Annotated in this window: 11 protein-coding genes; all 11 read left to right on the top strand. The window is 50.6% G+C overall.

Translation table 11 applies throughout. The annotated features are described in order from the left end of the window. Positions 1 to 19 precede the first annotated feature (19 nt). The 11 genes from ACWFTY_RS13035 to ACWFTY_RS12985 all read left to right on the top strand — a co-directional run bounded on the left by ACWFTY_RS13035 (position 20) and on the right by ACWFTY_RS12985 (position 11,882). Positions 20 to 2,239: a CHASE domain-containing protein gene (locus ACWFTY_RS13035; protein ID WP_447524620.1), complete on the top strand. Its 2,220-nt coding sequence runs from the start codon at positions 20 to 22 to the stop codon at positions 2,237 to 2,239. Between the two features lie 269 nt (positions 2,240 to 2,508). Next, the gene (locus tag ACWFTY_RS13030) at positions 2,509 to 4,638 is read left to right on the top strand and encodes an ATP-binding protein (protein ID WP_447524619.1); all 2,130 of its coding nucleotides are present in this window, start codon (positions 2,509 to 2,511) and stop codon (positions 4,636 to 4,638) included. Positions 4,639 to 4,814: 176 nt separating this feature from the next. Further along, the gene (locus ACWFTY_RS13025; RefSeq protein ID WP_447524618.1) at positions 4,815 to 5,330 is read left to right on the top strand and encodes a sigma factor-like helix-turn-helix DNA-binding protein; all 516 of its coding nucleotides are present in this window, start codon (positions 4,815 to 4,817) and stop codon (positions 5,328 to 5,330) included. Positions 5,331 to 5,393: 63 nt separating this feature from the next. Next, the gene (locus tag ACWFTY_RS13020; protein WP_447524617.1) at positions 5,394 to 5,732 is read left to right on the top strand and encodes a hypothetical protein; all 339 of its coding nucleotides are present in this window, start codon (positions 5,394 to 5,396) and stop codon (positions 5,730 to 5,732) included. Positions 5,733 to 6,020: 288 nt separating this feature from the next. Beyond that, positions 6,021 to 6,788, top strand: a complete 768-nt coding sequence (locus ACWFTY_RS13015) for a JAB domain-containing protein (protein WP_447524616.1) — start codon at positions 6,021 to 6,023, stop codon at positions 6,786 to 6,788. After that, entirely contained in the window at positions 6,785 to 7,141 is a 357-nt protein-coding gene (locus tag ACWFTY_RS13010; RefSeq protein ID WP_447524615.1) for a hypothetical protein, read from the top strand. Before ACWFTY_RS13015 ends, ACWFTY_RS13010 begins: the two co-directional genes overlap by 4 nt. A gap of 303 nt (positions 7,142 to 7,444) precedes the next feature. Further along, entirely contained in the window at positions 7,445 to 7,714 is a 270-nt protein-coding gene (locus ACWFTY_RS13005; protein ID WP_447524614.1) for a hypothetical protein, read from the top strand. A 1,274-nt stretch (positions 7,715 to 8,988) separates the two neighbouring features. After that, entirely contained in the window at positions 8,989 to 9,276 is a 288-nt protein-coding gene (locus ACWFTY_RS13000) for a flagellar biosynthesis anti-sigma factor FlgM (RefSeq protein WP_447524613.1), read from the top strand. 126 nt (positions 9,277 to 9,402) lie between these two features. Next, entirely contained in the window at positions 9,403 to 9,828 is a 426-nt protein-coding gene (locus ACWFTY_RS12995; RefSeq protein WP_447524612.1) for a hypothetical protein, read from the top strand. Further along, the gene (locus ACWFTY_RS12990) at positions 9,829 to 11,142 is read left to right on the top strand and encodes an FHIPEP family type III secretion protein (RefSeq protein WP_447524611.1); all 1,314 of its coding nucleotides are present in this window, start codon (positions 9,829 to 9,831) and stop codon (positions 11,140 to 11,142) included. 20 nt (positions 11,143 to 11,162) lie between these two features. After that, on the top strand, positions 11,163 to 11,882 hold the full coding sequence (locus tag ACWFTY_RS12985) for a sigma-70 family RNA polymerase sigma factor (protein WP_447524610.1): 720 nt from the start codon (positions 11,163 to 11,165) through the stop codon (positions 11,880 to 11,882). Positions 11,883 to 12,032: the final 150 nt, after the last annotated feature.

Below are 12,032 nucleotides of genomic sequence, written 5' to 3'. Positions count from 1 at the left end.
GGACAATGAAACCTTTCCAATGAACGTCACGACCGGTGCCACATTATTGTTCGGAACTATTGTTTTGTTGGGAGTGACAATATTTGCATGGAACCTAACCAGGACAACGACATATGAGCGTAATCTTGCGGCCTTTGAAACTCTATCCAAAGATAGCGAACTCGCGCTTACGCACAGAATAGAATCTTACCGGCAAGCGCTGGATAGCGGCGCGGCTTTGTTCACATCGTCCGATCGGGTAGTGAAAAGTGACTGGGAGACTTTCGTTGATATCTTGAAGATTGAAGAAACGCTGCCAGGTATCAACGGAATCGGTTATATCGAGCAAGTATTGCGTTCCCAAGAAAGCGCATTTCTAAACGATCTTTCCGCTCGCGGTGTTACCGGTTTTACGGTCTATCCGCGGACACAATGGTCTGAAATTTTGCCAATCACCTATATCGAACCAATGTCCACCAACAAAGAAGCCGTGGGTCTGGATATCGGCTTCGAGGCCAACCGCCGCTCTGCTGCTTATCAGGCAAGAGATACCGGAAAAGCGACAATCACAAAGCGCATATTCCTGGTGCAGGACAAGGAAAAAAGTGCAGGATTCCTGCTGCTTCGACCGGTGTATGAAAAGGGACGTCCGCTGAATTCCGTATCGCAACGCCGCGCTGCGTTTCGGGGTTGGGTTTACGCACCATTTATCGCATCCCGGTTTATGAAAGGGCTGACCGCAAGCCAGGGCAGCAACTTCGGGATCACGGTTTATGACGGAAAGTCGACGAATGAATCCGAATTGATTTTCGGAAACGAATCTGAACCCAACGAATCTCGTCCGGCTCGATATTCTGTGACAAAAGTGCTGCCGATGATGGGGCAGCAATGGACTGTTGCATGGCACAGTACGCCGGAATTCGAGGCCAATGTCGGAACGCAGGAGCCGAAATTCGTTCTTATTGGCGGACTGGCTCTGGTTCTGGCCTTTGCCACACTTGTGATGTTCTACGCTCGACGTGAAGCTTATGTGAGACAAGAGGTCAAAAACAAGACCCAGATACTGGTCGACAAGGAAAGAGAAATCGTGACCGCATTGGAAGTTGCCGAAGCCGCAACGGGTGCCAAGTCCAAATTTCTTGCCAATATGAGCCACGAAATTCGAACGCCGATGAATGGTGTTATCGGTTTTACGCAATTGTTGGACGATGGTACGCTGAACGAGACACAAAAGAAATACGTCGAGCTGATATCCAATTCCGGTTCGGCGATGATGACACTACTGAATGATATTCTGGATATTTCCAAAGTCGATTCCGGCGCGATGACAATCGCACCCGAACCCTTCGATGTCCGCCATTTGCTGAACAGTTGCGTGAAGATTTTCTCCCCCAATGCGGAAGAAAAACACCTGACAATCCTGGTTGAGGTGGACAAGGATCTGCCACAATGGGTTCAGGTGGATGGTTTCCGGCTGCGGCAGATAGTGATGAATCTATTGGCCAATGCCATCAAATTTACGGAAACCGGATATATAACAATATCTGCCTCGTTCACCGAAACCGATAAGCCCGAACTGGCTATAGCCGTTGCCGATACCGGAGTAGGTATTGCACCTGACCGGCGGGAAGCAATTTTCGAACCGTTCATCCAGGAGGATGATTCAACCGCAAGAAAACATGGTGGCAGTGGATTGGGTCTGACGATCAGCAAACAGTTGGTCGAGCTGATGGGAGGGGAAATACTGCTGGAGAGCTATGTCGGACGCGGTTCGAAATTCACGATACAAATACCCGTGGAGCGGCTTGAGCAGGAAGCATCCAAAAACCTCATCAAATTTCCGATACCACCGGAAACTGAATATAAAAACGGCGTGAATGCAATGCGCATCCTCGTGGCGGAGGATCACGATGTAAATCAGGTGCTGATCGGGGAAATGCTGAGCAGGCTTGGCTATGAATATGAACTGGCAATCGATGGCGCCGAGGCGGTCGCCATGATCAGAAAAGCTGAGTTCGCAGAAAATCAGTATGATCTGGCATTGATGGATTTGCAGATGCCATATGTGGATGGCTTCAAGGCTACCCGAATGGTTCGAGAGCAGGGAATTGATGCAATAACGCTTCCGATCATTGCGCTAACCGCAAATGCTTTTGAGCAAGATATCGAACGTTGCTTCGAGGCCGGAATGCAAGCGCATCTTGCAAAACCACTGGCTATCGAAGCGTTGCGCAAGACAGTGCTCGACTGGGCGGCCTGATGATATGGCTTATGTCGGAACCGTCTAGAATTTAAACCTCGGTAATGTGGGTGGCAGGAAGATTTTTGGGATATTCTGAACCAAGGCGCGCTGGAGCGATGGTTAGGTTTTGGGCTCAGTCAGGCCGGAACAAATACCGTTTCTCCAATGATTAAAGCATGTTCGCGTCGCACCGGGATTTTAGGACGATAAATTCCAGCCGTTACATAATCATACCAGATCAACTTGGGTGTCATTCCTTTTGGTCCCGCACGAAAAAGGATGAACAGGTGCCTCACGTTTTTAACAATGCGGCCGAAAGTGAAGCTATTTTCCCACAGACCGGTTTTGAAACCGGTCAGGGCACCGGCTTTCGCAGCAACATCAAATCGAATATGATCTGGAAACTTGTGCCATCCTTGGTGGTGCTGCTGACGGCTCTTCTGGTACTGGTTTTCGGCTGGGGCCTTGGAATTGCGGAGTTGACGAGCCTTCATCCCTCCTTTGCAGCCATGGTTCCCAGCACTGCGATACTGTTCTCATTATCCTCTGCCTGTCTTGTCCTCTGGGCGATCTTCCCGGGGCAATGGTTCGCAACGGTCTTGATGCGACTTATTGCACTTGTGTCGATGGCGGTTGCTGCAATCAACATCGGCATCATTATCGGCTCGACGGCTTCCGGGATAGATGCCGTCATATGGCGCAGCAATCCGTCTTTTCTAGTAGAGCATATGTCTGTTTCCACATCGCTCTGCTTTTTCCTTTTGGGAATTGCGCTGCTCAGAGTGCCGAAGCAGAGTGGCGGCGACCATCTTTTCAATTATTCGACCACCTTGGGGGCAGGGATCGCCCTGTTGGCATTGATTGCCTATGCTTTTGGCGCGTCCTCTCTTTATGCAGTGGCTTTGTTCACAACGATGGCAATCCATACCACGATCGCATTCGCGATACTTTTTGCCATGGTTCTGCTTGCTCGCCCCGATCGTGGCTGGGTCGCAATATTGCTTGCGGACGGACGTGGAAGCGCCAGCGCCCGGCGGATGATGCCATTTCTGCTTGGTGTACCGTTTTTGCTGAGCCTGTTGGTGAACTGGGGACTCAAGCTCCAGCTTTTCGACGCAAATTTTCAATTGAGTTTACTGGCCGTTGTGACGATGTTGCTTCTTGGGGCTGTTTCAATCCGCGATGCGCGCGCCGATAATCACGCAGAGCGCCTGCAGATAGATACCAGTATGCGACTGGCCTCATCGAAAGCTGCCATCAAGGCCAAATCCAATTTTCTTGCCAATATGAGCCACGAGATACGGACGCCTATGAATGGTGTCATGGGATTTACCCAGTTGCTGCTGGATAGCGATCTGGATGCCGAACAACGTCAATATGCCGAGCTGATCTCGGAGTCGGGCCATTCGATGGTAGCATTGATCAATGATATTCTGGATATATCGAAAATCGATGCCGGGCAGATGACTCTGGCTAGCGATCCGATTGATATTCGGCATGCGATCGAAGGCTCTGTGCGCTTGATGAAGGCCGCCGCAGCACAAAAAGGTCTCAAGCTGGAATCGCAATATGATGAATCATTGCCTCAAACAATCCTCGGTGACCAACTAAGAATCCGCCAGATTCTTTCGAATCTGATAGGTAATGCGGTCAAATTCACGCAGGATGGTGGGATATCGGTTCATGCCAGAAAAATTGGGCTTGGAAATCACGAATTGATTGAATTTGCGATCTCCGACACGGGCATCGGGATTGCTCAGGAGCGTCAATCTGCAATCTTCGAAGAATTTAGCCAGGCAGACGAGTCCACCGCTCGAAAATTTGGAGGCACCGGCCTGGGCTTGGCTATCAGTCGGCAACTTGCGAAATTAATGGGTGGCACGATCAGTTTGCAGAGCGGAATCGGGAAAGGCACCACATTTTTTGTCACGCTGCCGGTCCAGTCTGTGGGAACCGATAAGGAGACAATAGTCGAAAACCGGCTCGATCAGCCAATCGACCAAATCTCGGCTGCAAACCCGCGGAAAATTCTTGTGGTGGAGGACAATCAGATAAATCAGCAGCTCATAAAATCCGTACTGGAAAAATATGGCCATGAATATGTCGTGACGCAGGATGGGCTTGAAGCAATCGAGGCTCTGGAAAAAGCGCGAAACTCGGAGCAACCGTTCGAACTTGTGCTGATGGATATCGAGATGCCGAACCTCGACGGCATCGAAACAACGAAACAAATACGCGCAAAGGGTCTTGTATCCAGTCGCCTGCCGATCATTGCGATGACCGCCAATGCCTATGATCAAGATATTCAAGATGCATTAGCCGCAGGGATGCAAGCGCATTTGGCCAAGCCGCTTAATGTCGTTAAACTTCTCGCGCTTCTCGATGAATGGATGCCTTCAAGCGCCGTGCCTCATTGATATAGTCGCCATTTGGTCGACGGATCGCCGTGCAGAGTATCAGATCTTGCGATTGTCTTTTTGCTGTCAGGATAATTCTTTCCAACAGGGCGCTTCGACTATTCTCGTAACCTCCGAGTCAGTTGCGTTACATGGATCAAATCAGTATGAAGAAACGGAATTAATGGGACTTAACCTTGGACGATATCGAGCTAGAGTCATCGCGCGTGGCAAATTTAACTGCAAAGCAGCGGGAATGCTTGCATCTCGTGGTGCTCCGAAAATCCTCCAAGGAAATCGCCCGAATTCTCGAAATTTCCAAACCGGCAGTAGATCAACGCCTGGTGAGTGCCCGACGGGTGCTCGGTGCGGCAACCCGGGATGAGGCCGCTCTAATATATGCGAGGGCCTCCGGCACCTATGACCGGATACTATATGATCCGGTAGGTGTTCCCTTCGATGGCGATTTCGGTCCAGAAGGATCTCAGGACGAGCGATCAAGTTCATCTATGCTCGAAGAAGTATCAATCCCTTATGAGTTTGATACCGAACATGAATTGAATGTCTGGCCGCAAATCTTGAAGGAGTCGGAAGGTAATTGGGGAACCGCCCAAAGAATAGCCATTATAGTCATTTTGACTATCGGAATTTTGGCGATTGTGTTGATCGGTTTGTCAGTTTCCCAGTCTCTTTCTAGTCTGTTGACAGCCTAGCCACCGACTAGGCTCTCATTTTTTGAAACAGCATGAATCCGTGTTTTACGGAAAGGAAAAGCTATGTCTTATCAAATCAGAATCGCAACCGATCAACTCAAGCAAGATATGCCGCACACCGAGGCCTCCATTGATCAGGCCCTGATTTCGGTGTCCAGCTTGATGGCCACTTTGGTGCAAGCGCGGGTGGACACCGGTGTTCCAGCGGCAACGGGGCAAGTTGCCGTTCGCAGGTTGGCAAAAGCACAAATGGCGCTCGTAGAAGCCAGCAGCGATGTTTTGCGCGTACATGGCGAATTGCAGAAGGTCGGAAGAGAATTTGCTGGCATGGATGTGCATGAATCCTGTCCAGCGGTTCAAGCTGCTGTCGGGTCCGGCAATTTGCGTTCTGTTGCAGCATAAGCCAACAAAGGTTGACTGGAATGCATGGGAATGGTCCATCTAGAGAATGCGAACTCTTGTTTTTTTACTCTTCCTCGGTGCAATCTGCATTTACGCATTGTATCGGGGAGGAGGGCCAGAGCGCTGGGTCGCCTGTATCGTTATCGGCATGGTGGTATTGGATCCGGCCGTTCATATCTTTACGCCGCTTGAATATGCCACACTGGACCCGGGACATCTGGTTATCGATATGGCCGGGTGGCTCGGTCTGCTCGCTGTCGCACTTCGTGCAAACCGCTTCTGGCCGCTATGCGTAGTATCACTCCAAACGATCGCGCTGGTGGCTCACGCCACAAGGCTACTCGATGTGACGATTCATCCAAAAGCCTATATGATCATGCAAATCGCTTCTTCCTATCCTTTGTTGGTTCTGCTGATGATCGGCACGTTTTATCATCAGAGGAGACTGAAAACCATCGGGACCGACAGGTCCTGGCGCAGCTGATCGGGATTATCGAGCCAGATCAGGCCTTCAGGCTATCGGGCGAGCTTCTGGCAGAATTCGGATCAATTGGCCGTATGCTGGGCGAGTCCGACGCCGCGCTCCACCGGGTTCTGGATAGCAATAACGCCGTGGTGAAACTGCTCAAGGCAACCGAAGAATTTATGCTCGCCAAATTGCGTAACGAACTGCCACGCAGGCTCATTTCGGCCACCGATCAGCGGCTCGTGAAATATCTGCAGGCGCGTATGGGCTCCCGGACCACAGAGTTAATGCGCATATTGTTTCTGGATAGTTCACACCATTTGCTGAACGATCAAGAGTTTGGCGAAGGTTCTCCGCAAAGAATATATATTCAGCCCCGCACTATTCTGAAACGTGCTCTGGAACTCGATGCGAGCGGAATCATTCTCGCTCACAATCACCCTGGCGGGAGCGTGACGCCAAGCAAATCAGATATAGAGTTTACAAGGTCCATCAAAGCATTGTGCCTGGAACTGGATATATGCTTGCTTGATCATATTATCATCACGAGCGATCGCTGGGCCAGTTTTCGAAAGCTAAAAATAATATGAGCCTTGAAGGGGAAGCGGATTATGCCGCACTTGCAGCAATCGAACTTCAGACAAACCGGCAGCGGAATTTATACTTCTCGAATTCGCAAATTTTTGGCGATCCCGCCTGGGAGTTGATGCTGGAAGCCTATGTCGCGACCACTGAAAATCGCTGTGTTGACCTGTCTGATCTGGAAAATGATCTGCGTCGGCCGGTTTCGGTTATAACCAGATTGGCAGCAATTCTGGAAGCCGAAGGCTATTTGGAACGATGTCGATCTCACAAAAATCAGCGTCTTGGCTATGTGAAGCTGACAAATGACGCTATTGCCTGGTGCGAGCAATGCTTCGACTTGAAACGTGCTGGACGTTAAGGCCAAGCGGATCAGCGCTAAAAAACTTTCAAATGACGAATTCTCATCAGCATAGTTTCCAGGACGCTAATTAGCCGGTCGTTGAGCAACAATCTGGCGCAGTTTGTCAGCTTATACCGTCTTTGCGATCTCCGTTTAACGGTAAGCTCCCAAGCCTTGGACGTTGAAGGGTGGGACGCCAGGTTAAAGGCCCCCGGATTTTACCGTCATCTTCCCTGAGTTCCTGATATTTCGTCGGGACCGGAGGAGATCACCCCGATCGCACAATATTCAGTATCACATGCGGTTGTGCCGGCACTCAGATTGACATTGGTCATTGGGTTTTCGATGATCATTGGCGCCTATGGCTCAAATGGTCGAGGAACGGCCGGTGAAAGGGCGAACGCGGCTTCCGCTGTGCTGTCCGACGCCAAAGTCCTGATCCATCGCCGTATTGAACTCAAGAGAGATGGATCGATCAAGTCCGATGACTTGCAACTACCCGGTCTTATGCAGGTAAATGAGCAGGAATGTGATGCCGAACTGCGTCAGCAAGAAACGGAATGTGTTTTTCTGATTTACGAAATTCAATAAGGTTGGGGACGATTTGATTGAGGGCTACTGCACACAGCAGGTGACCCAGAGCTTTTTCACGTCATCAGTCCGGTCTTGAGCACTCCGGTTTGTCCATTTCTAGCATTTTCAAAGCGTTGATCGCTTCTTCGACCTTTATCGCAGGAATTGCCAAATTGTTCTCATCGAGAAAATTCAGCACATCGTGGAGCTTTTCAATAAGCCTATGCAAATCAATATTCCTATTTGTTATTCCGCGCGACATTGATCGATTGGAAAGCTAGTGTGCGACATCATATTTCCAGTATCAGTCATTGGGTAAGGATTTGGTTGGCTGGCAAACTCAAGCGAAATATTAGAGGTCAGCGACCAAAAATTCAATATAAACTATACGGTAGCAAAATTATCCACAGAATCTTGTTATATTATTTCAAGGTGGCGTAAGTAATTTATTGCCAATGTACGATAGAACGCATTAATATTTGCAGGTTAGAATTCTATCAAACTTATTGTCTTCGCAATATATTCAGGAAGCAATGCGAAACGCTGTTTGCTTGTCCCGATGTGATGGTTCTCGAAGGATCAGGCCACGGTTGATTCAGGACCGCGGAACTCGTGTTGTCCACCATCACGGTCAATCTGATCGACAGGACAAGCTGTAAGAGACCGATATAGATCGCCAACAAGAGCCTCTAAGGTCAATTGGGTAGGACGAGATAAATCGTCCTACCCAAACTGAGAGCGCATACCAGGTGCACTACGTTCACCAAGATTGAGGCCTGCGGGGGCTGATCAACCTCGGAGGAAAGTATTCAAGCTTTCCTGATGCTATCTATCCGGATTGAAGCGCTATAGATCAATTGATATCCAACCCGATTTGGTGGGATACTGTGATATTAGATCCAAAGTGGTGAGAGTATAGAAGCGTCGTCTGTTACCCATCCGGATTCTATACGGATCATAAGGGCATTCACCGCAACTTGATTGAATATGTTCGGCGGATCGCATTCACTGGTTTGATGCCGCAATAAATATGCCTTTGCAGTCGTTGAGCACAGCGCTGCTACGCGATCACGAAGATCATCTTTCGTCCGAACCGACCAGCCCGGATCACGAGCTAATAGCGAGCTTTTCCGGGACGGGAGAGGTCCAGGCGATGAGTTAAAAAACTCTGCAATGAGACCTTAATTTTGTCCTAACGGACCGTAAATGTCTGTGAAAGAAGTTATGCACGCCGCCGAGCACGGTACAGCAGAACGCAAATTGCTATTTTGGCGCAGTAACGATGGAATGATATGAAACCAAATGAAAGCTATTCGGTCATGATTAGACGGCTGGAACGTTCGGGTTTGACACAAGCTGCTCCCAAGGGCGGTGCCGGCAAGGAAGCTGCTAACAATGGAACGTGGACGGCTACCAACCCGGTGTCTGGCATAGGACTGTCGACCGAAAGGCCGACATTCGACGCGCAGAAGGTAGACAGGATAAAATTGCAAATTGCCTTCGGTATTTATCATATCGACATGGACAGGCTGGCGGCGAAGTTGCTTGATGATGGTGCGGTCTGCGCAAGTCCAGAATGATCTCCGCAAGATTTCGAAATCCCCAAAGCTGACTGGCATTCGCATTGGATGGATGCGGCTATTGTGCGAAATCTCCGGCGAGCGCACCAATCGGCCAGCGTCTGGAGAATGCCGTCCGTCGCATAATTGCGAAATCGGGTATTAATTCACAGAAATTCTGAAAACAAAATTATTGGCACGATGATTGCTTGTCTCTCAGCAGGAGATTTTGAGCAATATATGTTACATCGATCAATCATAGAAAACCGCGCATGGTGCAGTTCACGAAATGTGGACCTGCTATCTGCGCTGCGCAACGAGGAAGATTCCGATTTTCCAATGGTGCAAACGCGGCAGGGATGCGCATCCGCAGGGGCAGGGAACGGTAAAATTTCGCCACTGCCCGGCAACGGCGTGCCGAAATCACAAGACCTGCTGTCCCGCGTACCGCCAGCGGACTGCCTCACCATCACAACCAAGAGCGTCAACGGCCAGATCCATCTGGAAAAATCCGACCCGCTTAATCAGCCGGTCGCATTTGCCCCTTTGCCGCCCGTTCTGCTGGGATTGTAAATGAACATTATCCCAAATATTTCCGCTCTGAAGAGAATTTCAGTCCATGTAAAAGCCGGTGTTCTGCCGTTGGTGACGCTTTTTCTGCTTATCTGCTTGGTCGCGCCGGCCATGGCGCATGTAGCAATTTTTTCGGCATTGGCTTTTGCTGGCGGGTTCGCCTTGCATCTGTTCCGTGCCCCCAAATCTGCGGAAACGGTATTCGAACCGAACGGCGAGAAGCATCCGGTATCCATCGACCGCGAAGAAGTGCCCCAAAGGCCGGGTCTGGCGATCAAAATCGGATACGGACTGTTTCCGCTGGTTGAAGATCGCAAGGGCGCGCCGCTGATGAGCCGGGTAGCCGAAATCCGGCACCAGGTTTGCCGGCAACTCGGCTTCGTTGTCCCGCATATTCCTATCAAAGTGGACCTGTCTCTGGAACCCAACAGCTACCGCATATTGATGGGTGGCATGGTGCTGGGCGAGGGCGTGGCTTGGCCTGATGATATTCTCGCGATTGACGATGGCGGCGTGGATATAGTGATCGCGGGTCGTTCTTGCAAAGACCCGACATTCGGGATGAATGCATCCTGGGTGTCCGCGGGACAGCGCGCTTTGGCAGTCACCAAAGGCTATATTGTGGTGGATGCGCCCACAGTGGTTGCAACCCATCTGAACGATGTCGTGCAGCGCAATGCTGCGAAGCTATTCGGGACCGATGACGCTCAGCAGTTGCTGGATTTCCTCAAGCAATCGTCGCCTCAATTGGTGGACAGCCTCACCCCCGAACCGCTGTCACTCGACGATATTACCGCCATTTGCCGCGACCTTCTCGCTGAGAGGGTGCCGGTCAAAGACTTCGGCAGAATTTCCCTCGCATTGGCGCAGGTCTGCGGTCTGCACGACAAAACCGCTGATGTGGCGGAAGCTATCCGGTCACATATTGGGGATTTGATCGTCCAGCGTCTGGTGCCGGCCGGTCTGCCTCTGCCGGTTATGACGCTGGATGCATCGCTTGAAAACCTGCTTGTCAAGGCGCTGCAGGCCGATGAGGGCGCCAGTTACCCTATCGCCCCGCTGCTGGCGCAGAGAATGATCGGGGCGGTCTATATTGCCATGCGCTCCTTGCCTTCGGAGGTCCGTAACGTCGCGCTGATTAGCTCGCCGATGGTCCGGAAACCGCTCAGCGCTTTGCTGAGGCAGCGCTTCCCGGACCTGTTCATCTTGTCCGACGCTGAATTGCCCGAAGGCAAACCGATCGAACTACTCGCCAGCATCGGCGCTCCGTCATCCAGCCAGACGATGGCTGCCACAGATGCAAATCAAACTTAATGACCAGTCGGGAACATGATATGTTGAAAACAGAAAGCCGCACATTGCAAGCTTATGGGGCAATGCAAATCGACGAGAATAGACTGATTGAAGAAAATCAGTCTTTGGTCACGAAAATCGCCTGGCAGGTAAAATCATTCGCACCCGATCAGATGGAGATTGAGGATCTGATTCAGGTCGGTCTCGTTGCAATGGTAGAGGCGGCAAAAAAATATGTAGATCAAGGACATAGCTTCAGCACCTATCTCTATGTGCGTGTCCGCGGCGCCATGATTGACGACCTCAGATCTACCTGCAATTTGCGCAGAACATCAGTCGACTGGCATAAGAAAGTCCGGCGGTCCCGGGCGAAGCTTTTGCAGGAACTCGGCCATGAACCGACTGATTCAGAACTGGCGCTGGCGATGAATATGGAGCCGGGCGAATTCCGCAAGAATACGGACCGGGCGATCGCTGTCCACGTGGGTTCGCTCGATGAAATTTACTGCGATTCAAGCAGCTGGTTTACCGATGAGGAGGATGATCAGCATGAGAAACTGGAAAAGTCTCAAATGTCTGAATTGCTGTCCTCGAAATTGAAGCTGCTAAACAAGCGCGAGCAGCTTGTGCTCAATTGCTACTTCGTCGAGGAACTGCAGCTTGACGAGATCGGGGCGATCCTTGATGTTTCCGCCGTGCGCATCTGCCAGATCAAAAAACGCGCATTGGAGAAACTTCAGGCCTCAATGACAACAGCCTGAGTATCGCATATGGTCTTCGCCGATAGAACAAGACCTACGCTGTAAGCCAGGATATGTCAGTTTCCCGACAGCGAATATCGAAAATGTCGGTTTTTCGACAGATGTGATGGATTCCCGACGACCCTGTCGACAATTACCGCCTGATATAGC

This window comes from Parasphingorhabdus sp. NYA22, from assembly GCF_976973735.1.
The sequence above is the reverse complement of the archived record's forward strand: the minus strand, read 5'-3'. Positions and strand labels throughout refer to the sequence as shown.

Coding starts and splice junctions, on each gene's coding strand:
- ACWFTY_RS13035 (WP_447524620.1), top strand. CDS start 20: ATGAACGTCACGACCGGTGCCACATTATTGTTCGGAACTATTGTTTTG.
- ACWFTY_RS13020 (WP_447524617.1), top strand. CDS start 5,394: ATGTCTTATCAAATCAGAATCGCAACCGATCAACTCAAGCAAGATATG.
- ACWFTY_RS13015 (WP_447524616.1), top strand. CDS start 6,021: ATGCGTAGTATCACTCCAAACGATCGCGCTGGTGGCTCACGCCACAAG.
- ACWFTY_RS13010 (WP_447524615.1), top strand. CDS start 6,785: ATGAGCCTTGAAGGGGAAGCGGATTATGCCGCACTTGCAGCAATCGAA.
- ACWFTY_RS13000 (WP_447524613.1), top strand. CDS start 8,989: ATGAAACCAAATGAAAGCTATTCGGTCATGATTAGACGGCTGGAACGT.
- ACWFTY_RS12990 (WP_447524611.1), top strand. CDS start 9,829: ATGAACATTATCCCAAATATTTCCGCTCTGAAGAGAATTTCAGTCCAT.
- ACWFTY_RS12985 (WP_447524610.1), top strand. CDS start 11,163: ATGTTGAAAACAGAAAGCCGCACATTGCAAGCTTATGGGGCAATGCAA.